Source organism: Vulcanisaeta souniana JCM 11219, from assembly GCF_026000775.1.
GTDB lineage: Archaea > Thermoproteota > Thermoprotei > Thermoproteales > Thermocladiaceae > Vulcanisaeta > Vulcanisaeta souniana.
Map to the genome: position 1 here is coordinate 1,358,905 of NZ_AP026830.1, position 21,780 is coordinate 1,380,684.

The window sequence follows — 21,780 nt, forward strand, 5'->3', positions numbered from 1 at the left end:
ATTTTTATTGCGTCGTGAAGTCACGTATGCCTTCACGGGTTAGTCCCTAATTATCCTTAATTATTTATAATTCTGTGACGCGCGGAAAACCCTAACCTTTTTACCACCATAAACCTCGTAACTAAAAGTCACTAAACCACGCCTGGCAAGTGAATTCAACGCCTTATAAACACCCTGGAGAGTCGCAGTACCACTAAGTCTCTCCCACACTTGGTAAGCCGTCAATGGGCTTGAACCCTCCAAAACCCTTAGTATTGCCCCCTGTAGCCTCGTTAAGCCACCCAGTCCTCTACCAACCCTGTACTCCTTCAGCCCTGTGCCCGTTATGACGACCACGTAGTCCCTACCCAGGGAAACCGCGGCTGCGTAAGCCATGGCGGACACGGGCTTAACGTAAAGGCCATTTCTGGCCAATTCAATCATTGACTTAACGGTTTCCTCATCCCCAACATCAACAACCTCAGCTTCGGCCCCTTCAATCAACCAATTAGCCACATCACTGAGAAGACCATTCCTGTGCTTAACAAGGACCAGCCTTGGTAACTCATCAATGAATCCCCAATCACGTAACTCCCTAAATCCCTCATAAATAGCCAGGGCCAGGTAGCCCCTCTCCATGGGCAATACAACGCCCTCTACCTTCCCGACCTGCTCATACAACTCGTATGCAATAGTCTTGATCCCATCCAAAAACAGGGGCTCCCCATAACGCGCACTCAGGTCTTGACCTCCCTCCCTAAACTCGATGTTTACACTCTTCATTGTAGATAACCTAAGTAATTCGGGATAGGCACCAGCCGTGTCTGGATTTACGTAAACCCTAACCCTAACACCGACGGTGCTTGCGTATGTGGCTATCGATAGTGCGAAGTCCTCTTCGAAGGAGATCCTGATCTCGTTACTAGTTACGTTACTGATGAGCACCGATGAGCCTCTGTCCATGAAGGAGCCCGTGGGATTCCTGGACTCATCCTTAATTAACACGCCATTGATCCTCCTGATCCTCGTGAAGCCCTCCCCAAGGGTTACAGCCCTATTGCCGTAGTTCAACGCCGATGCGTACCTTAGGATACTTGGTTTCTCCCTATCGATCCTAAGTGCGTCCCTTGGTTCGGTAATTAATGGAAAACCACACCTGGGGCAAAACAGGTAATCCCCGGCGCCCGTGTATCCACACCTTAGGCACCTCAACCTTATGTTTACTGGCACCGTTTAATTATTTGCCTCACTGTGTTTTAATGGTTATTGCGTGATTAAATCAAAAGTTTCACCATAGCCTACTTCAACCTAGTCACCATCATGTTAAATACCCACCGGATCGAGAAGTTTAATGCCTGTCATGACTAATGAGGTTGGCTTCATAGTCAATGTGGAGAACCCATTGATCTACATAGCCTCCATAAAGAGGAACAGCGGTGTTAATAGGTATGACTACGTCTACATGCCCATGAGGGACTACGTAAATGACAGGGAGGTTAACGTAAACGTCCTTGGCCAAGTACTATGGGTTAGGCGAGAACCCTATAGGATTGGTGCTGATGGTTATGTGGCCGACGTACTCGAGGACATGCCCAGGGACAGCATTGTTGAGGTTGTGCAGGCCAGGGTCATGGTACTCGGCTATAAGTACGGTGATAGGATATACATGCCAAGGACAACGCCGGCCGTGGGCACCCCGGTTTACCTAGCCGACACGGGCATGGTCAGTGAGTTCGTGAATGTGGACCCAGAGAGGGCTCTGTGTATTGGTAGGTTGTCCCTCAGGTCCACCGTGCCCTACTGCATAGACATGAATGGCCTCAGGAGGCACCTGGCCATAATAGCGTCCACGGGTTCGGGAAAGACCTGGTCATCAATAATACTCATTGAGGAACTACTAAGGAAGGGCGCAACAGTACTCGTCATTGACCCACACGGCGAGTACACACACATAAGGAACAGTGTCTCCAGACTCGGCCCTCAATTCGTCGATAGGGTGACCATAATCAGTGCATCGGAGGGAGGCACGGGTGATCTTAGGTACAGGATAAACCTCCTTAGGGTACAACCCGATGTGTTGGCTGACGTGGCAGGCGTGCCAAGGGGGGCCTCGAAGATTAGGTACGCAACATACCTACTGCACTCCCTGGTTAGGGCCATGGTTAAGTACAGTGGTGTTAGGCAATTGGGCACGCTGGACACAATGATCAGGGTAATCAATGAGTTTCTTGAGCATAACGGCAACATCAACATAGAGCGACTAATCAAGCAATACAACGCATCCCTCAGTGAGGAGGGTAGGAGGAAGGTCGATAAAATACTCAATGAGATCAGGGACCTCGTGGACAACAAGCCCAATAGGGCGTTACTGGTTAGCACAAGGGTTTACCTAAGGAAGTTAAGGAGGATCGGCCTCTACACGTATTGGTCACTGCCGTTGAACGATATACTAAGGCCAAGCTCCGTAACAATAATTAACCTAGCTGGTTTGAACGACGAGGTTCAGGACCACGTGGTATACCACGTACTTACCAGGGTGTTTAGGGCCAGGGTGAACCATGTGAGGAACCTGCCGGGCCCCAAGTACCCATTCCCCGTGGTGGTCATCCTCGAGGAGGCCCATAGGTTTGCCCAACCCAGGGCCATTAAGTCAACACTTAGTCTAGGCATTATCTCCAGGATTGCCGGTGAGGGACGTAAGTTCGGCGCCTACCTAGTTGTAATAACCCAGAGGCCGTCTAAGGTTGACCCAGACGTACTCAGCCAATGCAATAGCCAAATAATACTTAGGCTCGTTAATCAAAGGGATATAATGGCCGTACTCAGCGCCAGTGAGGTGCTTAATGAGGAGCTCGGGCGCTTAATACCAATGTTAGACGTTGGTGAGGGTATCGTCGTAGGCCCAATCACGCCACTACCACTCGTGATTAGGCTCAGGGATAGGGTCCTTGATTATGGAGGTTCAGACATAGACCTAAGCAAGGCCTGGGGTGTTGTTGGCGCTGGCGTCGATGACGTAAGAAGGGGTGTTGAGAAGGCCCTGGGCACCAGGGTTGGTGTTAATGGCGTCCTTGAAGCGCTACCATTAATTAATGAGGTTAGTGACGTGAGCATGGAGTTGGGGATTATCAGGGGTAGGGTTGGTGGTTCTTACGTGGAGGTTAGGGTTAATGACAATTCCTGGAGTTGCGAGGCGTGTGGTTCTCCTTACGATCCCTGCCCCCACGTCATAGCATTAACAGCAAAAGCAATTAAGGATGGATTACTGAAGGTTGGTTAGAATGCTGATCGCGCAATTAGCCGATATACACCTTGGGCATAGGCAGTATGGACTTGATGAGAGGCTTGAGGATTATAATAGGGCGTTCCTAAGTGCCGTTAACGAGGTACTTAGACTTAGGGAGAAGGGCGGGTTGGACACTGTGATAATTAGTGGGGACTTCTTCGATACGCAGAGGCCACCGCCTAGTATTTACGTGACAGCAATAAGGGGCTTAACTAGGCTTAGGGAGGCGGGTATCAGGGTCGTAGTAATCAGGGGTAATCATGATGCGTCCATAATTAACCCAGTGGAGAATCCATTAACCGTGCTTCATCAAATGGGCCTAATTGACTACCTTGATGGTAATTATATTGACTTGGGTGGCGTTAGGGTTATTGGTGCTGGCACTGTTTATACTGATATACAGAATAGGCTCATTAATGAGTTAAGTACGTTGAGGGGCAATGGAGTGAATATTGCCGTGATACACCAGTACATTGAGGGAGCTCCATACATATACCCAATGCCCAACGTGGATGTCTTCATGGTTAATGAGAAACCCCTGGCTCAGCTGGGTCTTGATTACATTGCCGTGGGCCACATACATGAACACGGGCTTAAGCACCCAAGGATAAACGCGGTCTACCCGGGTTCACTGGAGGTTTGGGATGCCAGGGAATTCGAGATTTATGAATATACTGACGACAGATTGAGAAAGATTAAGGACATTGATCCCAAGGGTTTCCTGCTCCTCGATGTTGGTAATAACGGCGTTAGGGTAAGTAGTGTCAAGATAGGGCCATCCAGGAGGCTGGTCAGGGTTAGGATTAAGTATGATGATGCTAAACCAAGCACTGTTAAGAGGGATGTCTCCTACATAGCCAGTAACATGGATCAGAGGGGTTCATTGGTGATACTGGAGATTGAGGGTAGGGTGGCCGGTGGTTACTCAACGAGGGACTTCAACACCACCGAACTAAGGAGGCTATTTAGCAAGGCATGGGTTGACGTAAGGCTCGTCCTTGAGAGACAGAGCGCCGAGAGAAGCCCTAGGGTGTTTGGTGGAATTGGCGAAATAATTAGGCAGGCATTGAGGTCTAGGTTGGGCGATGAGGAGGTAGGTGTGGTAATGGATGTAATAGAGAGGGTTAAGGCTGATGATGAGGATGGCGCCCTCAAAACCCTGGAGAGGTTCATTGGTGTGCCACTGAGCGGTAGTAAGTCGATAAAGGATTGGTTGGGTGCGTCGGAATGATTACGAGGATTGAGATTGAGAACTTCAAGTCGATAGTGAGGGGTAAGGCGGTCATTAGTGAGGGCATTAACTTCATTCATGGGCCCAATGGCTCGGGCAAGACAAGCATCCTCGAGGCAATGGCTATAGCCCTATACGGAACCGAGTGGGTCAGGGGCAGGTACAAGCTAGGCGACTTGGTTAGGCGCGGTGCCTCCAGCGCCATTATCCGCCTCGAGTACTTGGGCGTTGATGGTCGTAGGTACCTGATCCAGAGATCCTTTAGCGTGGAGAAGACCCTTGAGTCCCAGACCTACGTCATCGACGAGGGTGGTAAGAGGGTTGCGGCCAGGGATAGGGAGGTCACTCAGTTCATTGTTAAGACCACGGGTATTGACCTGGAGACCTTCTCAGAGCTTCTCTACGTTAGGCAGGGGGAGATTAGGGAGATACTAAGGGGTGGGAGGAAGGGGGAGTTTAGGCTTGATACGTTGCTTAGGCTTGATGCGATTGAGAGGGCTAGGCAGGACGTGGTTAGGGAGGGGTTTAGGGTGGTGGCTAATACCGTGGAGGGCCTGAGGGGGAGGATTGAGGTGCTCGAACGTGAACTGAAGAACAGAAGAGAAGAGCTGAGTAGACTCGAGAGGGAGGTTTCCGAGGTTACCAGGATACTTGAGGGTAAGGAGAAGGAACTTGGGGCTGTTGAGGGTGAATTAAATGACTTAATGACTAGGGAGCAGGAACTTGAAAAACTCGAGAAGGAGTATGGAGAACTCAAACAAAGGCTTAATGCACTTACTGAGGAGGAATCAGCCCTAGTTAATGAGTTGAATACGTTGAAGAATAGCCTAAGGCAGTTGGATAAGTTGAGGGGGAGGATTAGTGAACTCGAGCGTGTGGTCTCAAGGGAGGAAGAACTGAGAGGGAGGATCGAGGAGTTAATGAGGAAGCGTGATGAGGTCAAGGGCAAGTTGGCGCTGGCCCAGGGCGCAAGGCGGAGGATCGAGGCAATAAGCAGGGAGTTAACCGGTATTGATGCAAGCATTAAGGAGTTGAATAATGCGTTGGACAGGGTTAATCAACTTAGGGCGAAGGCTGAGGAGTTAAGAAGGAGGTTGGCCAGGAAGGCGTCGATTGAGGTTGAGGTGGGTAATGCCAAGGATGAGTTGGCCAGGGTAAACGCTGAGATGGAGCACCTGGAGCTTGAACTGAACCTACTCAGGGAAGGCCCGGTTGAGAAATGTCCATTGTGCGGTAGGCCCCTGGGTAGGGACTTGGCCCAGGAATTGGTCTTGAGTAGGAATGCGAGGCTAATGGAATTGAGGAAGAGGAGGGAGGATTTAATGACTAGGTTGGGTGGGTTGAGCCGTGAAATGGAGGAATTGGGTAGGTTGGAGGAGGAATTGAGGGATGTTGAGGGCAGTATCAGTAGGGAGGATGTAATAAGGTCTTCATTGAGTGATTTACGTAGGAGGAGGGAGCAATTGATTGAGGAGTTGACGAAACTCAATGAGTACAATGAGGAGTCCTTACTGGGCGAACTGAGAGCACTAGAGTCAGAGCTGAGTGGGTTGAATAGGAATATTGAGGAATTGAATAAGGCCAAGGTAGAGCTTGCCGAACTCAGGGGAAGACTGGCCGGCGCGGATGAGCTGGAGAGGAGAATTAGGGATGATGAGTCTAGGCTTGTTAACCTACGTAGTATCAGGGCAGGTATTGAGGTTAGACTAAGGGAACTGGAGGATAGTGTTGAAAAGCTTGGGGTTGTTAGGTCTAGGATTAAGGACCTGAGTTCCAGGAGGGATTCATTGATGAGAGAGGTTGGGGAGTTGAGGGGTAGGATTGAGGCGCTGAGGGATAGGATTGAGAGGTTAAGGGGTGAGTTGAAGAGCAGGGACTCGGAGGTAGGTGGCGTTAGGGCTGAGCTCGATAGGTATGTGAAAGCCATGGATGCACTTAGTAGGCTTCAGCAGGCTCTTGATGATGTTAAGCCAGTGGTTAGGAGGCTGTTCTTGGATTCTGTTAATGAGGAATTGAATGTAATGATGAAGGAACTAATGCATAAAACCTCATACTCCCTCCTGGAGGTCAGTGAGGATTACGATGTAATGGTTAGGAGGAATGACGGCATTACATTACCCATTGAGGCATTATCAATTGGAGAGAGAAACCTAGTATCGCTAATGCTTAGGTATGCAATTGCCAGGGTGGTCATGGGGTTAATACCAATACTCATACTAGATGAACCCACAGAACACCTTGATGAGGAGCATAGGCGTAGGGTCGGTGACTGGATAAGGAGTCTCAGTAATGGCGTTAGGACCGTGATAATAACTTCGCACGTGGATGCCCTGGAGACCATTGCAGATAACGTGGTGAGGGTTGGCTTCATAAATGAGAGGGGTGAGTCGATGTTCGCGAACTCTTGATGCAAGAAGCAGTTAAATAATGATTCCAGAGCCTTAACTAGTGCCTATGAGGAGGGGAGTGCCTGCGTATGTGCTTGGTGGACTAATAATACTCATGGGGTTCCTATTATCGATATCGCTAATACTCTCAATACCGTCACCCCTAACCGCAGTCACCGGGTACCTAAACCTAACGGCCAATGCCTACCTAGGCCTGGGGAACAACCTTCTGGTGATTGTTGGGGTTAATAACTTCAATTTCCCAATAACAGAGCTAAACCTATACATACCCAGTACTGGGACTAACATAACAATAAGCACGAAGATACCAAGCAGCTCATACTTCCTAGTAATGATTTACCAGGGGGTCAACTCCACGGTGATCACGGCCCCGGGACTCACGATAACCGGCAACCCAGGAAACCTGGCAAACCTAACAAGGTCTAATTCGGCCTATGGGCTTAATGCCACGACTATCGTGTATGACGTAACAAAGAAAAGCACATTCCAACTGACAACCCAGGACTCAGGCATAATCTACGCAGTGCCACTCATAACAAACCTAACCAAGCCCGCACTGGGCATTTACGTATTCCAAATGACGCCAATGGGAAACACGGAAATCACAGGATTCAACATGGTATCCATCAGCCAACAATTCATAGGCGAAGTCAAGTGCAACATCAGCGAACCAATAACAATAACGCCCAACACGCCAATCCACTTCACAATAAACATAACCACCACAAACGGCACACTGAAGCCACTGGGTATTTGGTACACCTGCAATGCAACACCAACCTCATCACTACCATCACTACTCTACCTAAACCTAGCCCTTAAGTATGACTATACATATAACAGCATAGTGATTAATAGAGAGGATTGGTTTTCAGTATATATAGTACCCATGCAAATGAGTAATACGTAATAAGCCCAATCGCGTTACCAATCCGTGAGTGTGAGCCTCAACTACTTACTTAATCCTAGGTCAATAGCCATAATAGGCGCCACGGCTAGGGAGGGGAGCGTTGGTGGTGTCATAACCAGGAACCTACTGACGAAGTTCAGGGGTAGGGTCTACCTGGTCAACCCAGGTTATAATGAGTTACTCGGTCATAGGGTTTACAGGTCAGTGCTTGAGGTTCCCGATGAGGTTGACTTGGCCGTGATAGTTACGCCAGCGCCCACAGTACCCAAAATAATGAGTGAATGCGTTGCTAAGGGTGTTAGGGTTGCCGTAATAATTAGTGGTGGTTTTAGTGAGGTTGGTGAGGACGGGGCAAAACTCGAGAGGGAGGTTAAGGAAGCGGCACAGGGTAGGGTCAGGATACTCGGTCCCAACTGCATTGGTGTTTACAACGCCTTTAATGGCCTAGACACATTCTTCATACCACAGGGCAGGATGGAGAGACCTAGGGCGGGGCCAATAGCCCTCATAAGCCAGAGCGGTGCCGTTGCTGCTGCGATCCTCGATTGGGCGGCTAGGAAGGGTATTGGCGTTGGCATTGCTGTGAACTACGGAAATAAGCTCGACATTAGTGAGGTGGAGTTGCTCGAGGCCTTGGTGGGTAATGAGGATCTGAGGGTCGTGGTCATGTACGTGGAGGGGTTGAAGTACCCTGGGGAGGGCAGGAGGTTACTTGAGGTTATGAGGCAGGTGACTAAGGTTAAGCCCGTGATTGTCTACAAGGCAGGTAGGTCGAAGTCCTCGGGTAGGGCCGTTAAGTCCCACACGGCCGCCCTGGCGGGTAATTACGAGATCTACAGGGCAATGCTAAGGCAGACAGGTGCCATAGAGGTTAATAACTTGATGGATGCGCTCGAGGTCGCTAAGGCATTAGCCACACAGCCGTTGCCAAGGGGCAACAGGGTCTTAATAATCACCGATAGTGGCGGGGCTGGTGTTCAGGCTGTTGATAATGTGGAGTCCGTTGGATTGGTAGTGCCCGAGCTGCCTCAGGAGGTTCGGAGCACCCTGGCCAAGTCATTACCACCCTTCGTAAGCACTGCAAACCCGATTGACTTGACGGGTAGTGCCACGGACGCCATGTACAAGTTCGTCCTAGACACCGTACTACCGACTGGCCACATCGACATGGCGCTGGTACTAGCCCAAATGCAGTTGCCTGGCATGACGCCTAAGCTTGCGGATTACGTAATCGAGGCCAGGAGGTTCGGTAAGCCAATAGTCGTTTATGGAATCAGCGCGAATGAGGATGCGAGGGCCTTTAAGGCGAGGCTTGAGGAGGGTGGTGTGCCGACGTACGAGAGGTTGGAGACCGCGGCTAACGCCCTGAGGGCTCTGTACGAATACGCGGTCACCAGGGGGTTAGTCCGTCCTCGTTAGTCGTACCCTACAGGCCTCGCGCCTGTACACTACGGCGCCGACTATGGTTGTTATCAACACCATGAGTATTATGATGCCGAACTCACCCATGTTAATTAAGCCACTGCTCAACCCTATGGATGCGATTACGAGTCCCATCTCACCCCTGGGTATCATGCCGTAGCTGACGACCATTGAGTCACGGCGATTACGAAGCCTTAGGTAGGCGAATGGGTATATACCAACGACCTTACCAACCACCGCTGCTAATGAAACCACGAGTGCCACCACCAGTACCTCAGTATTGAGTATATACCTGAAGTTTAGTTGTAGGCCCATGGCTATGAAGAATATGGAGCCGAATATTGCCAGTAACACGTTCACAGTCTCCCTAACCCTCTGCGAGGACCTGCTCTCGGCAACGGCCACGCCGGCTATGAACGCGGCAATGACCTCGGAGAAGCCCAGCGTAGTCATTATGAGGACTATGCCGAAGAGGACCACTAGGGATGCGTAGGTAATCACCTCCTCACCAACCCTATTCAGGGCCCTGGGTATGAATAGCACGGACAGTATGAATACCAGGACCCAAAGGGCCACGGTCTTGACAGCCGCGGTTATGGCGCCATACGTAAGGCCGCCGGCGCCCACGGTGGTTATGACCATGGAAAGGAGTATTAGAGCCACGACATCGTCTATCGACGCCGCCGTGATCAAAACCCTAGTGCTTGGTAGGCCCGTCAAGCCCTCACGCTCGATGATCCCGGCGACCACGGCTAGGCTCGTGGGTGCCGTCGATAGGGCAATTATTGCGGATTCCGTGGGTTGCAACCCAACGGTTGTTAAGGCCCAGTAGACCAGGGCGAAGGGGGTTATGGCCCCGAAGACGGCGGCTAATACGCCGTATATGCCGCCTTCCCTGAGTGTGGATAGGCCGTGCTCAAGGCCCGAGGCGAAGAGTAGGAGTATTATTGAGAGGTTTGTTAGGAATAGTAGGTAATCATTGATTGTGAATAACTCCAGGTGCATGAACGCGTTCAGTAGTGAGCCCAGTGCGTATGGGCTTAGGGCAAGTCCTATCAGGAGTTCGGCGACTACCCTGGGAAAGCCATACCTAGAGAGGACACCACCGGCCAAGTCAGCTAGTAGGATTAGTATGCTAACCTCAAGGAGCGTGAGGAAGATAGTCTCGCCAGTAGGCACAGGCTGCGTTGGGTGTTCGCCTTAATAAACAATACTTCGGGCCCCCCTTTAATGATAAGGAATAGAAAATAAAACCATTTTTTAACACTATGCAATAATATAATGCCATTACACATTACGTACTTGAACTAATTACCGTTACCTGGTTAGTAAATACATCAACGGTAACCGTTATTGGCGATGAACCATTGAAACGACCTAGATAGTTCCCGAAGGTTGACGTGAAGTTTATAGTCTCATAAAGCGGTGAATAGCCACCGGGCCTGCTTGGGTCGAGCATGAATATGTCGCTGAGCATCACGACATACGTATAACCAACCACCGGGTTGTTGAGGTTCCAGGTCCACTTATCCTGACCCAGGATTGGATTGCCTGAGTAGCCCCAGCCAATCGCTCCCTGGGTAACAGTCTAAGATACCTGCACGTAGACGTTGAATGGACCAGCACTAATTGTGTAGGATATTGCTTGCTGATTAGATGATGAACCCGTCGGCGCAGCACCCCAGAATACCTGACCTAGATAGATATTGGAATACGCATTACGCCCTCACCTGCGTAGCACATTAACAGTGCTCAAACCCTTAACAATGCTTGCTACGTATGGGTTGCCCAGGGAGCCGACAATGCATACCGTGGGCTTAGTAACACCATTGAGTAGGGCATAGAGTGCATTGCCATTATTATCACAGATCCATGAGGCATGTGAAGCTGCATTAGGGATATGGCGGCGATCACCACCACAACGCTAACTAGGGCATAGATTACCCACCTCATAAACATCATTAAGCCACCCTAAGACTTTTTTCACTTGTGTGTTCAGTTAAAATGCGCCCTGTGGATTACGTAATTGAGCGCCCTAAAACCAATGATGAAGATGAACGCCGATAATGAAACCACGGAGGTGAAGTAGACCGTGGATAGGGGCATTATTAGTGATGAGTTGATGATGGCGAGGGCAACCGCGTTGTCCATGTACCAGGTAAATGAATCCATGTAGGCATGGGCCAATACCATGAGAATCAACCCCCTGAAGCCCTTATTTAAGGCTTGATAGGTTTTAAGGACCATTGATGAGCCTAGGTGGAATAGGATGGAAACGATGGGTTGAACGGCAATGCCTATCAGGCCTATGGTGGATATTACGTTGGTGTACTCAATACCAGGATTCACGGATGCGGGTATCAACAGTGGCAATACCAAACCCATCATTGCAAATGCCAAGTCCACCAGGGCAAAGCCATAACCAATGTATGGGGCTGACTTGGGTTCACGGTCCCTAATCGCCAAGTACTTAAAGGCTTCCTGAAATATGCCGGCCATGAGGCCTATGTATATCGCCAGCCAATAAATATTTGACTTGGTAAAGCCCTGGACCAAATCCACAACTGATGCGCCGTTAGCCGTAATCTCACCAATATGGGTCAACACGACCACCAGTATTGGTATTCCCTGGATAACGGATTGAGGAGCCACGGAGAGGAGCATGAAACTAATGCCAATTAAGACCCACATGGCCCTGCCGCGCCAAACTAACCTGCTAAATATGACGTAGGCAATTACGGAGACGGTGATTAAGTATGTAATTGAGAATAATGCCGTGACCGCTAGCATGATCAAAGCACCACCATATAAACCACTATATAATTATATAATTTTAATTCCTAAATGCCAGTAATGAAGTAAGGCTTTTAAGGAGTAAGGCTTGTCCTTCATCGTCATGAGGATTAGAGAACTTCCTTACTTCGTTAAGTGGTTTATATTGGGTACCGTGATTGGCGTTGTGGCAGGGCTCTCGGCGTTGACGTTCTACTTCGCGCTTAAGCTCATGGAGTACCTATTCATACTGAAGCTTGTTGGTTATGAAATACCCGAGCCATTGGGTGAGGGCGGTTCGCTGAACTACGTATTCCACGCAGAACGTATTTGGTTAATACCACTATCAACCGCGCTCGGCGGTCTATTATCGGGTCTCATAGTTTACACCTGGGCCCCTGAGGCCGAGGGTCACGGGACTGACGCCGCCATAAACGCCTTCCACAGACTCCAGGGTAGGATTAGGAGGAGGATACCGCCGATTAAGCTCATTGCCTCGGCGATAACCATTGGGTCTGGCGGCAGTGCCGGTAGGGAGGGGCCCACGGCCCAGCTTAGTGCAGGGATTGGGTCAATCCTTGCAGACCTATTCTCATTGCCACCCGAGGATAGGAGAATCGCGGTTGCGGTGGGTATTGGGGCAGGCATCGGCTCAATATTCAAGGCGCCAATAGGCGGCGCGATACTGGCCGCCGAGGTACTCTATAAGAGGGACTTTGAGTCTGAGGTCCTCTTTCCAGCCCTTGTGGCCTCTGCCATTGGTTACGTAATATTCAGCTCCGTCACGGGATTCACACCGATATTCGGCTATTACATGGGCACATTCAACCCACTGAGGCTACCGCTCTACGCCGTGCTTGGCGTGATCGACGGGTTAATGGCGATACTCTACGTTAAGACCTTCTACTCAGTACATGACGCATTCAAGAGGTGGAGGGTTAGTAACTACATAAAGCCCGTGGTGGGTGGGGCCGTGACTGGGTTAATTGGGCTGCTATTTCCCGAGGTTTTGGGCACAGGTTATGGTTGGTTAAACCTGGCGGAATTCAACGTTGCCAACGCCTTCATATCACCGGTAATCGCGCTACCACTGTTGATAATCCTCGCATTGCTACCCTTCCTCAAGATAGTGGCCACGTCATTCTCAATAGGCTCTGGGGGTAGTGGCGGCGTTTATGCCCCAGGCCTAGTCATTGGGGCGTTCACGGGGTTCGACGCTTGGTTAATCTTCCACTACCTGGTGCCGGGTCTAGCCCCAGACCCAGCCCCATTCGTGATAATAAGCATGTTAGCCCTCTTCGGCGCCGCGGCTAAGGCGCCGTTGGCGGTGATGTTCATGGTCGTTGAAATGACGGGTAGCTACCAACTACTGCCAGGCGCGATGATTGCCGTGGCAATAGCCTACCTAATCTCGGGTGACTACACGATTTATAGGGCCCAGGTACCCACAAGGAGGGATTCGCCGGCCCATGCCGATGAGTACAGGGTGCCGTTGTTAATGGAGATTAGGGTTAATGAGTGCGAATTGATTAAGGAGCCCATCGCCCACGCCGATGAGGATGTAGCCACCGCACTAAACAGGATGCTTAGGTATAGGTACACGGCACTACCCGTCATTGATCCCGAGGGCAGGTTCATGGGTGTGGTAAGTCTCTACGACATGGGCAGGGGTAGGGGTAGGGTGCGTGATTACGTGAGGCCCATGCGCTACGTAACTCCGGAGTCAACACTTTACGATGCATTGGGCGTGATGAGTGAGGCAGGCACCACGTGGGCGCCCGTGGTAAATAACGGTGAATTCCTGGGGATACTAACCATGGAGGGCATGAATAGGGCCTACTCAGAGAGGTTAAGGGGGTTAAGGGCTAACGCCTAATTAAGGAGGCTGCTGGGGCGGGTTAGGTTCACGCCGCAGGGCTAGCGCCTTTATCTAAATCCGGAATTACGCCGTACCTTCAATGCCGCCAATACCATACTATTGAGTGGGACACCCTTTTATACTTGGCTTATCTATGGTGCCTTGATGAGGAATCGTGGTGAGGTTCTTAAGATATCATTCTCCGCATTCTTCGCGGACCTTGGGTATCAAACTGCCGTGGTCATGTTCCCACTGGTATTCGTCATAATCCTAGGCGCCCCCGTGTGGCTTTACGGCGTTGCCGAGGCCGTTAATTATGGCCTCGGGAGCCTCATTGGATTCCTAGGTGGGTTGCTCGGTGATGTCTACGGCAGGAAGAGGATTGCCGTGATTGGCAATGCTGTGATAACGGTAGTCGCACTACTTGGCTTCTCCAGGTATTGGTGGGAGGCCTGGCTAATATTCCTAGTTGGTTGGTGGACGAGAAATCTCAGGACACCGCCAAGGAGGGCCATGCTCAGTGAGGTCACGGAGCCTGGGGAAAGGAGTGAGGCCTTTGGGATTCTCCACGCACTCGACATAGCGGGTGCCGTGCTGGCCATAACGTACACCGCCGTACTACTCTACCTCAGGTTCCCCATTGAGTACTTGCTCGCAGTCACGGCAATACCACTGGTAATATCGACATTAATACTATCAATGGTCAACGCGGGCAGGGCAAGGGCTGGCGCGGGGCTCGGAGCCACGGGCCTGAGGGCGACACATAGGTTTGTGTGGTTAATCGTACTATCCACATTCTTCTTCGGGTTCTCACAGTATAGTTTTGGGTTCCCAGTCATAACAACCGCCGAGTTCACGCATGAGGACTACCTAGCCGTGGTGACGTACGGGATGTTCCTAACTGCCTCGGCGGTGTTCGGCTACGTCTTCGGTAGGTTGAGGATAAATGAATACGGCGGCCTGGCATTCCTCGGCTACCTACTTGGCTCCCTAGCCTCACTGGGCTTTGCCTTACTGGCTCCCCTGGGCGTCCTGGGCCTATACCCAATGGCATTCATGCTGGGCATGGCCGTGGCGGCCACCGAGGTCTTCGAACCAACGATAATATCGAAACTAATGCCCAGTGAGTCGGTGGGCTCCGGCATGGGACTACTGACCTTTGGCAGGAGTGTGGGGGTATTCCTTGGGAATGTAATCATGGGTGCACTATACCAATTACACTACGCCTACGCCTACTACTTCGCATCAGCCTCATCACTGGTGGCCTTCACAATAGTCCTAGCGGTGATTATGAGGGGGTCATTAACGCGTTGATGCATTTACGCGATTAGGTGATCCAGACCCTGGCCCTCCTGAGTATGTCCACTAAATCCTCAAGGTTGAGGCCGGATAGTCTTTGCGCCAGCCTTAAGTCCCCAGTCTCTATAAACAATACCACGGCACTCCTAACCCTGGGTGGTAATGAATTAATGAAATCCCAATCAGCCTCAGCCCTCCTAATCCTCCTGGCCTCCTCCCTATACCTCAACTCCCTAATCACATCCCCAGAACCCATTACCAAACCACTAACTACGCACTGCATTAAAAACCTAAGGAAATTAGTCGCCTAATTAACTCATTATCCACAGCCCTGGGCGACTCGGCATAAACCCTCGCGCCGAGGCCCAGGGCCTCCCTAACCACCTGCTCCCCATCTGCCTCGGCATTAACGACGTTGATGAGCAGGGCGTAGTCAATGGAGCCAGGCCTAATGGGTAGTAGGGCCGCGTCGGCACAGATCACGTCAACGTTGGGCAGGTAATTGGGGTACCTAAGCACGCCGCAGGCCATGTCCAGGCACACGTACTGCCTAGCCGAGCCAGACAACAGGCCCGCCCCAACACCAACACCACAGCCAATGTCGAGAACCCTCAAACCCCTGACCCCCAACCCCTCGGCGGCCCTGAGGTAGCTAAGCACGCTATCCCTCAGGTAAAGCTCTAGGTATCTCGTGTCCAATGCCTCGTAGTAATTACGTACATAGAGCTTATACCCAAGCATAGCCACTTCCAACCACCCACCACGGCTTTTAACCCTTTAAGCCCTCAGCCCCCTTAGTGCGGCCCTACCTCACGACCCTACCCCTGTACATGAGGTATATCGTCAGGTCATACGCCATCTTCATAAACCCACTTATTATGAATGGTAGGGAGTAGAGCCCCTGGGATATTAAGTCACCAACTATTAACGGCCCCGGTAGGGAACCAATGCTCCTCGCGGTGTTCGTAATGGCATTCGCCGGAACCCTCTCCTCATCACTAAATACCTGAGCCATGAATGCCTGCCTAGTCGGGACATCCATCTGGGAAACACCCTGCCTAAGTAGGAGGAGTGTGAGGCTTCCCGTGAATGAACCAGCGAGTGGTATGAGAATTAGGAATACGTTGGACACTATGTGTGTGTAGACCATGGTCCTCAAATTACCAATCCTCTCCGCAATCAACGGTGCGATCACCAGCGAGGCCGCCGTAACCACATTAACAACCATGAAAACAAGCCCCAACTTCCCCAGGGATACGCCGTAACGAATGTAAAACCAGTAGGATAGTAGGGACTGCGTAACCAACCCACCGCCAAAGGCATCCGCAGAGAATAGTATTGATAAATTCCTAATGTCGGCAATGGCGGCCCTACCCAAACCCCTCAGTCCCGGTCTCCTCCTGCCAGCCTCAATATTGCCCAGGGCGCCGTAGGCGATAACCATGACTAAACCGGCCATGGCGTATATGAGGTACATCGACCTAACAAACACCAGTTTATCCCCCAGGTAGGCTGGTAATGATGAGGCAAGGGCGCCCAGTGATGAGGCTGAGTAGCCAAGGAGGTTGTAAATACCCAAGGCCCTACCCAACCCATTGCCCGTGAACCTAGGTAGCACGCCAACCTCAACGGACTGGAAGGGACCTGCCTCAGTACCCGTCGTACTTATGTTACCCATAAACAACGCCAGGGCTAATACTGGGTATAGTGATGATGAAAATAGCAGTAGGCCTGATGTGAACATGAGGATACTAAAAACAATCAATAACCTCCTCCTACCAATCACATCACCAAACCACGTCAGTAATAAATTCGAGAAAACATTACCGAGGACCATCAGGAATAGGGAGACGCCAACGTAGGTTGGTGGGAAACCCAGCATTGCCAGGTAAATAGGCGTCAACACACTGACCATGCCAAAGACAAAGGTCCTCAACCCCTTGATCATTAAAATCAAGTAAACACTCCTATGCATCTCACTAGGTAATGGAAAATTATTGATTTAAACATAATCAGTAAGTTAGTTAATGGCCCGAGTAAAGTAATAAAAGCGAGTGGGTTAGTGCTTAATTGAATGGGTTGTGCATTGAGAATTGAAAAACTAACCGTCAAGTACGGGAGTAAGGCCGCCGTCGACGGCCTAAACACCTGCGTAAGGTCCGGGGAGACCTACTGCCTCCTCGGTCCCAATGGCGCTGGTAAGACATCTACGATTAAGGCGGTGCTCGGCCTCGTGAGGTATGATGGCGTCATAGACATACTTAGTATGGGGCCGCCGAGGCCCGAGGTCATGAACAACGTCGGCGCCGTCCTCGAGACACCGCTTGTCCTGGAGACCCTGAGCCCGAGGGACTTCCTGGAATTCGTGGGCTCCGTGAGGGGTGTTGGGGATTCGAGGTACGTGGAGGCCTTGGTTAGGGCCCTGGGCCTTGAGGAGTTCATTGATAGGCCAATAATGTCTCTCTCGGCGGGCAATAGGCAGAAGGTGGCCATAGTGGCGGCCCTAATGCATAGGCCTAGGCTCCTACTCATGGATGAGCCCTTCAACTACCTTGATGCCAAGTCCGTCAGGGTTGTCAAGGAGTTGATGCAGAGGCACCTTGAGTCTGGGGGCTCAATACTCTTCACGACGCACATAATGGAGGTTGCGGAGAGGGTTTGTACGAGGATTGGTATTGTGAGTAGTGGTAGGTTAATGATGGAGGGGACGCCCAGGGAGATCATGAGTGCCGCAAATGCAGGCAATCTAGAGGATGCCTTCCTAAGGGCCATAAGGGCTGAGGAGGAGATTAGGGAGTTAATGGAGGGACTTTAATGAGGGATTACTGGAGGCTTGGTGGGCTTATCTATAGGGAGTTGGTGGTGCAAGCGATAACCCAGTCCAGGAGGACCGGAGCTAGGCCCACTAGGATTGAGAGGGTTGTTGACGGTTATAGGGTCATTAAGGTGGTGGCGTCAATAATGATGATCATGTACCTCGCCTCACCAGCAATTACAAGCGCATTACTGCGCTGGAGGGACCCGGCCTCAATATTCGTGTTCCCACCCTATGACTACCTAACCATGTACTTCACGATACTACTAATATACATGCTCCTCTCACCACTGGCGATCTCTGTAATGGGAAACACGACAACGGGGGAGCTACTGAGGATACTCGGCTTCAGTGAAAGACGCATTAGACTTGTTTCCATAATCGCCGTGGTTAGGGCTGTGGATGCGCCACTGCTCACGGCAATGGTCCTCGCCATAACGGCATCCATAATACTACGCACACCAACACCAATAATAATCACAACACAGGCTGTGTTACTTGGGTTAATGGGCCCGCTACTCAGCGTCCTAGCCCTGGACACGGTGATCAGTAGGGGAGGCTCAGCGAGTGGGCTCTGGACTAGGGCGTTCATGGTGATCACGAACACCGCAACCTGGGTGATAGCCCTAGCCCTACTCATGCTTAGTGAGGCATCGCCGCAATTAATAAACCCAGGGATCGCCCAGTACATACCGTTGGTGGGGGACCCATTGATCGGTAGATACGCCGCGGCCCTTGTTAACTCAGTGGTGACTATGACGATCCTCCTAATCATCGACGCCTACCTAATGGGTAGTGCTGGCACGCGTCTACTCATGCCGAGAACGCCAGGCGGCCCTGAGTCACTCATTACCAAGAGGAAACCACTGGGTGGGTTTAGGTTTAGGGGCCAGTTCCTCGGCATGGTGAGGTACTACATGAAGCATGTACTCAGTGCCAGGGGTTCCCTGGGCATGGTTATTGGCGGCTTAATAATGGCCCTGTTCCTCTACGCATCTATGGCAATGACGATACGCAACGCCCAATTAAACCCCGTGGAGGCAATGATCGGCATAATGACATACATATCCCCAATGGCATTCATAGTATCCTTCCTACCCGTGATTATGTACAACGCCGAGTACTCCGCACTGCCCATAATACTCACGACGCCCGTGACGCCCATCAAGAGGGTGCTGGCTAAGATACCCATGGTGGCCACCACGTACTACATACTCACCACGCCAATAATAATCATGCTCCTCCTAATGAGGAATGCCTACGCGGTACCCGCCGCGGCCTCGACCGTGTTATCCCCAGTGGCCTCAACAATAATGTCGGCAATAATCTTCGAACTGGAGGTCAGGGACTACCTAAACGGCTCCCAGGCCCTCGCCATACTAAACCTCATCAACACCCTACTGATAATGACCACATCGGCAATACCCATAATAGCCTTCATAACAACCCAGATAATAACAATGAACTACACAACCTCAACCACAGCCCTACTAATCACTGGGGTATTGGAAATCACAATACTAACCCTAGCCCTAACCAAGTTGATTAGACGGGAATAATAATGGCCAATACAGCCCTATTGCTTTTGCTGAGCCTTTGTCTGCGCCCTCTTCTTGGCGCCGCTGAGTTCCTCCTCAATCCACTCAAGCTTACCAAGCATTGGCTGCCTAAGGGTTAGGCTAACCCTAACCACGTCCCTGTTACCCGCCGTCACGTAGCTAACCCCCACGACCCTAGCCCTAACCACATCACCCCTACCAAGCCTACGCCTACTGCGCTCGCCCACGAAGGCCCCACTCTGCTTGTCGTAGAGGACCACGTTATCCTCCATCATCTGAGTCCTATGTATCAACGCATCAATGGGCCCAATCCTAACGAACGCCCCAAAGTCCTCGGTCCTAACCACCTCACCCTCAACAACCTCATTAACAAGCGGTGTGTAGACCAGGGCCTTGAACCGGACCCTATTGTACGTGGCCCCATCGCCGAATATTACCACGCCCCTCCTACTGGTCTCAACGTCGAAGATAGCCACGTAAACACCCACATCCCTCTCAACCCTACCCACATACTGGTTCCACAAAACCTCGAAGGCAACCCTCTCCAGGGGTTCACCAAACCTGCTGGGCGGAATCCTAATGTAGTCCTCAAGGGTCAAAACCCTGAACATGCAGGGTTCGTTTTAAGGGGAGGATTTAAAAACCTAATCACCCAACCCATAGGCCTCCCTCCACGACTTACCCATCTCAACCATCTTAAGGACTATCACCCTAACCTTCTCTAGGCACGTGAGCAAGTCCCTACTGAGCATGCTTATGATCACTGGGCTAGCCCTGGACGCAATGAATTCGGAACCAACAACAACCGCCATGTACCTAGCAAGGACAAACTCGCCGCTTAACTCAATGACCCTCTCAATGACCCTCCAGGCATTACTAGCCTCATCACCGCTGCACTCAATGCCAAGGGCATTGCAGGACTTATTCAATGTCTCCATGCATAGCCCCGCCAGGTCCCTGATAATCGTCCTTTCATCACCAGAAAGCACCTCACCTATCCTAACCGGTAACTCACTCCCTAGGTATTTGATTAGGGCTTCATCCCTGTTGATACTCATCCCTAGGTCTCCGTAATGGTCTCGTCAATAAGAATGTTCTCCTCCCTAAACCCCATCTCAACGAGTAACTTCTTAACCCTCTGCCTCTGGTCACCCTGAACCTCAATTGAATTCTCCCTAACAGTACCACCAGCTGCAAGCCTACGCTTAAGCTCCTTGGCAATACCATCAATGTCCAGGGCCTTAACATCGGAACTATCAAACTCAATTACAGTCACCAAGTGCCTCCTCCTCCTTTCAACCCTAACCCTAACAAGGGCCTGTTCCTTCGCGATCTCCGCCTCACTACCACTCTCACCACCAAGCACCGACGAAAGCAACTCATCAACTATATCTCCCTGACCTTCTCCGCTCATGGACCAAATACCTAACACAACGCCCATATTTATATCTTTTGCGTTTCAAAAACACGGAGGCCACTGACCAGGAACAAACAAGGAACCTAACCAACCCAAACCATAACCCGACCCAGGAATGATTAGGGAGGCCATATGAATCCGTAAGGAAGAAAGCTCCATTTCAAGGGGAAGCCTTGCACCCAGGAAGGACCCTAGGTACTTAGCGAGGAATTGCTGAGGTCAATGAATATCCTACTACCAACGCTCACAAGCCCCGTGTAGACGAGGAGGAAGCGGGTTGATTGATTGGGATTAAGGCCGAGAGCCCCAAGACAGTTCATTGGAGCGGAGACATCGATGGACCCACCATTAACCTCATTAACAACCGCAGTGAGCCTGGGGAACGCCAACCCCCTCGGTAGGTCCCAAAGATCGAGGGGTGGATTAAGCGGGAATGACCTGCAGCCCATTGCCCTACGGCCAACAACCGAGACCCCAAGCACGTAATCACCGGCCAGGAGACCAAGGACAACGCTGAACCAGGGCTTGTTAAGAGGTCCGTCAATGACGACACCCTTAATTACGAGGCCGTTAATTGGGTACTCACGGCCAAGATCAATTAGTGTGAACCACGGAACCGCCTGGATAGGCAGTAGGTACTGATCACCAACCCTACGGGCCCCAAACCTCCTACCCAACTCAACACTGGAGGCCTTGAATAAGGCCTCCAAATCCTCAAGGGAAATCACGGGAAACTTCGTTAAACCCCTCCTACCCAACTCAATCACAACCATACATGTGGATCCCCCCAACCTGGGTTAAATAAATAACCCAAGTCAACAACC

The 21,780-nt window shown here is 51.0% G+C and carries 21 protein-coding genes; 9 read left to right on the forward strand and 12 right to left on the reverse strand.

Features of this window, described 5'->3' with window-relative positions; translation table 11 throughout:
• Nucleotides 1-60 precede the first annotated feature (60 nt).
• A complete protein-coding gene (locus Vsou_RS07375; RefSeq protein WP_188602948.1) occupies nt 61-1,209 on the reverse strand; it encodes a pyridoxal-phosphate dependent enzyme in 1,149 nt (382 codons plus the stop codon).
• Between the two features lie 130 nt (nt 1,210-1,339).
• Here Vsou_RS07375 and Vsou_RS07380 point away from each other — a divergent pair, with 130 nt between their 5' ends.
• Genes Vsou_RS07380 through Vsou_RS07400 form a run of 5 tightly spaced genes read left to right on the forward strand, consistent with a single transcriptional unit; the run spans nt 1,340 to nt 9,233 of the window.
• Nucleotides 1,340-3,259 carry an ATP-binding protein gene (locus Vsou_RS07380; RefSeq protein ID WP_188603066.1) on the forward strand — a complete coding sequence of 640 codons (1,920 nt, stop codon included), beginning with the start codon at nt 1,340-1,342 and terminating at the stop codon, nt 3,257-3,259.
• A gap of 1 nt (nt 3,260) precedes the next feature.
• The gene (locus Vsou_RS07385) at nt 3,261-4,496 is read left to right on the forward strand and encodes a DNA repair exonuclease (RefSeq protein WP_188602949.1); all 1,236 of its coding nucleotides are present in this window, start codon (nt 3,261-3,263) and stop codon (nt 4,494-4,496) included.
• Nucleotides 4,493-6,904: an AAA family ATPase gene (locus tag Vsou_RS07390; RefSeq protein ID WP_188602950.1), complete on the forward strand. Its 2,412-nt coding sequence runs from the start codon at nt 4,493-4,495 to the stop codon at nt 6,902-6,904. Before Vsou_RS07385 ends, Vsou_RS07390 begins: the two co-directional genes overlap by 4 nt.
• A 46-nt stretch (nt 6,905-6,950) precedes the next feature.
• Nucleotides 6,951-7,814, forward strand: coding sequence for a hypothetical protein (locus tag Vsou_RS07395; RefSeq protein ID WP_188603067.1), 864 nt, complete (start codon nt 6,951-6,953; stop codon nt 7,812-7,814).
• Nucleotides 7,815-7,838: 24 nt separating this feature from the next.
• Nucleotides 7,839-9,233 (forward strand): acetate--CoA ligase family protein, encoded by a 1,395-nt coding sequence (locus tag Vsou_RS07400; protein ID WP_188602951.1) that lies wholly within the window; start codon nt 7,839-7,841, stop codon nt 9,231-9,233.
• Here the strand turns inward: Vsou_RS07400 and Vsou_RS07405 are convergent.
• The 4 genes from Vsou_RS07405 to Vsou_RS07420 form a co-directional block, all read right to left on the reverse strand.
• Entirely contained in the window at nt 9,216-10,415 is a 1,200-nt protein-coding gene (locus Vsou_RS07405) for a cation:proton antiporter (RefSeq protein WP_188602952.1), read from the reverse strand. The genes Vsou_RS07400 and Vsou_RS07405 overlap by 18 nt on opposite strands.
• 115 nt (nt 10,416-10,530) lie before the next feature.
• Entirely contained in the window at nt 10,531-10,737 is a 207-nt protein-coding gene (locus Vsou_RS07410; RefSeq protein WP_054844196.1) for a hypothetical protein, read from the reverse strand.
• 272 nt (nt 10,738-11,009) lie between these two features.
• Nucleotides 11,010-11,198 carry a hypothetical protein gene (locus Vsou_RS07415; protein ID WP_243680796.1) on the reverse strand — a complete coding sequence of 63 codons (189 nt, stop codon included), beginning with the start codon at nt 11,196-11,198 and terminating at the stop codon, nt 11,010-11,012.
• 33 nt (nt 11,199-11,231) lie between these two features.
• Nucleotides 11,232-12,026, reverse strand: coding sequence for a hypothetical protein (locus Vsou_RS07420; RefSeq protein ID WP_054844194.1), 795 nt, complete (start codon nt 12,024-12,026; stop codon nt 11,232-11,234).
• Between the two features lie 106 nt (nt 12,027-12,132).
• Here Vsou_RS07420 and Vsou_RS07425 point away from each other — a divergent pair, with 106 nt between their 5' ends.
• Together Vsou_RS07425 and Vsou_RS07430 are read left to right on the forward strand one after the other, a co-directional pair.
• Nucleotides 12,133-13,884, forward strand: a complete 1,752-nt coding sequence (locus Vsou_RS07425; RefSeq protein ID WP_188602954.1) for a chloride channel protein — start codon at nt 12,133-12,135, stop codon at nt 13,882-13,884.
• A gap of 144 nt (nt 13,885-14,028) precedes the next feature.
• Nucleotides 14,029-15,180, forward strand: a complete 1,152-nt coding sequence (locus Vsou_RS07430; RefSeq protein ID WP_188602955.1) for an MFS transporter — start codon at nt 14,029-14,031, stop codon at nt 15,178-15,180.
• A gap of 13 nt (nt 15,181-15,193) precedes the next feature.
• Here Vsou_RS07430 and Vsou_RS07435 read toward each other — a convergent pair whose 3' ends face one another.
• From Vsou_RS07435 to Vsou_RS07445, 3 genes are all read right to left on the reverse strand, one after another.
• Nucleotides 15,194-15,421: a hypothetical protein gene (locus Vsou_RS07435; protein ID WP_188603068.1), complete on the reverse strand. Its 228-nt coding sequence runs from the start codon at nt 15,419-15,421 to the stop codon at nt 15,194-15,196.
• 26 nt (nt 15,422-15,447) lie between these two features.
• Complete coding sequence (locus Vsou_RS07440) at nt 15,448-15,906, reverse strand: class I SAM-dependent methyltransferase (protein ID WP_188602956.1); 459 nt, start codon at nt 15,904-15,906, stop codon at nt 15,448-15,450.
• Between the two features lie 64 nt (nt 15,907-15,970).
• A complete protein-coding gene (locus Vsou_RS07445) occupies nt 15,971-17,140 on the reverse strand; it encodes an MFS transporter (protein WP_188602957.1) in 1,170 nt (389 codons plus the stop codon).
• A gap of 99 nt (nt 17,141-17,239) precedes the next feature.
• Here Vsou_RS07445 and Vsou_RS07450 point away from each other — a divergent pair, with 99 nt between their 5' ends.
• Both Vsou_RS07450 and Vsou_RS07455 read left to right on the forward strand, forming a co-directional pair.
• Nucleotides 17,240-17,980, forward strand: a complete 741-nt coding sequence (locus Vsou_RS07450) for an ABC transporter ATP-binding protein (protein WP_188602958.1) — start codon at nt 17,240-17,242, stop codon at nt 17,978-17,980.
• Complete coding sequence (locus tag Vsou_RS07455; RefSeq protein WP_188602959.1) at nt 17,980-19,539, forward strand: hypothetical protein; 1,560 nt, start codon at nt 17,980-17,982, stop codon at nt 19,537-19,539. Before Vsou_RS07450 ends, Vsou_RS07455 begins: the two co-directional genes overlap by 1 nt.
• A gap of 17 nt (nt 19,540-19,556) precedes the next feature.
• Here Vsou_RS07455 and Vsou_RS07460 read toward each other — a convergent pair whose 3' ends face one another.
• The 4 genes from Vsou_RS07460 to Vsou_RS07475 form a co-directional block, all read right to left on the reverse strand.
• Nucleotides 19,557-20,150 carry a DNA-directed RNA polymerase gene (locus tag Vsou_RS07460; protein WP_188602960.1) on the reverse strand — a complete coding sequence of 198 codons (594 nt, stop codon included), beginning with the start codon at nt 20,148-20,150 and terminating at the stop codon, nt 19,557-19,559.
• A 33-nt stretch (nt 20,151-20,183) separates the two neighbouring features.
• Nucleotides 20,184-20,597, reverse strand: coding sequence for a hypothetical protein (locus tag Vsou_RS07465; protein ID WP_188602961.1), 414 nt, complete (start codon nt 20,595-20,597; stop codon nt 20,184-20,186).
• Nucleotides 20,598-20,599: 2 nt separating this feature from the next.
• Nucleotides 20,600-20,980, reverse strand: coding sequence for an SUI1 family translation initiation factor (locus Vsou_RS07470; protein WP_229709769.1), 381 nt, complete (start codon nt 20,978-20,980; stop codon nt 20,600-20,602).
• Between the two features lie 167 nt (nt 20,981-21,147).
• Nucleotides 21,148-21,729 carry a hypothetical protein gene (locus Vsou_RS07475; protein ID WP_188602962.1) on the reverse strand — a complete coding sequence of 194 codons (582 nt, stop codon included), beginning with the start codon at nt 21,727-21,729 and terminating at the stop codon, nt 21,148-21,150.
• Between the last annotated feature and the right edge of the window lie 51 nt (nt 21,730-21,780).

Excerpts from the sequence above, each read along its gene's own strand:
- Vsou_RS07380 (WP_188603066.1), top strand. The coding sequence starts at position 1,340 with ATGACTAATGAGGTTGGCTTCATAGTCAATGTGGAGAACCCATTGATC.
- Vsou_RS07385 (WP_188602949.1), top strand. The coding sequence starts at position 3,261 with ATGCTGATCGCGCAATTAGCCGATATACACCTTGGGCATAGGCAGTAT.
- Vsou_RS07390 (WP_188602950.1), top strand. The coding sequence starts at position 4,493 with ATGATTACGAGGATTGAGATTGAGAACTTCAAGTCGATAGTGAGGGGT.
- Vsou_RS07395 (WP_188603067.1), top strand. The coding sequence starts at position 6,951 with ATGAGGAGGGGAGTGCCTGCGTATGTGCTTGGTGGACTAATAATACTC.
- Vsou_RS07415 (WP_243680796.1), bottom strand. The coding sequence starts at position 11,198 with ATGATGTTTATGAGGTGGGTAATCTATGCCCTAGTTAGCGTTGTGGTG.
- Vsou_RS07420 (WP_054844194.1), bottom strand. The coding sequence starts at position 12,026 with ATGCTAGCGGTCACGGCATTATTCTCAATTACATACTTAATCACCGTC.
- Vsou_RS07425 (WP_188602954.1), top strand. The coding sequence starts at position 12,133 with ATGAGGATTAGAGAACTTCCTTACTTCGTTAAGTGGTTTATATTGGGT.
- Vsou_RS07435 (WP_188603068.1), bottom strand. The coding sequence starts at position 15,421 with ATGGGTTCTGGGGATGTGATTAGGGAGTTGAGGTATAGGGAGGAGGCC.
- Vsou_RS07440 (WP_188602956.1), bottom strand. The coding sequence starts at position 15,906 with ATGCTTGGGTATAAGCTCTATGTACGTAATTACTACGAGGCATTGGAC.
- Vsou_RS07445 (WP_188602957.1), bottom strand. The coding sequence starts at position 17,140 with ATGCATAGGAGTGTTTACTTGATTTTAATGATCAAGGGGTTGAGGACC.
- Vsou_RS07450 (WP_188602958.1), top strand. The coding sequence starts at position 17,240 with ATGGGTTGTGCATTGAGAATTGAAAAACTAACCGTCAAGTACGGGAGT.
- Vsou_RS07455 (WP_188602959.1), top strand. The coding sequence starts at position 17,980 with ATGAGGGATTACTGGAGGCTTGGTGGGCTTATCTATAGGGAGTTGGTG.
- Vsou_RS07460 (WP_188602960.1), bottom strand. The coding sequence starts at position 20,150 with ATGTTCAGGGTTTTGACCCTTGAGGACTACATTAGGATTCCGCCCAGC.
- Vsou_RS07465 (WP_188602961.1), bottom strand. The coding sequence starts at position 20,597 with ATGAGTATCAACAGGGATGAAGCCCTAATCAAATACCTAGGGAGTGAG.
- Vsou_RS07470 (WP_229709769.1), bottom strand. The coding sequence starts at position 20,980 with ATGGGCGTTGTGTTAGGTATTTGGTCCATGAGCGGAGAAGGTCAGGGA.
- Vsou_RS07475 (WP_188602962.1), bottom strand. The coding sequence starts at position 21,729 with ATGGTTGTGATTGAGTTGGGTAGGAGGGGTTTAACGAAGTTTCCCGTG.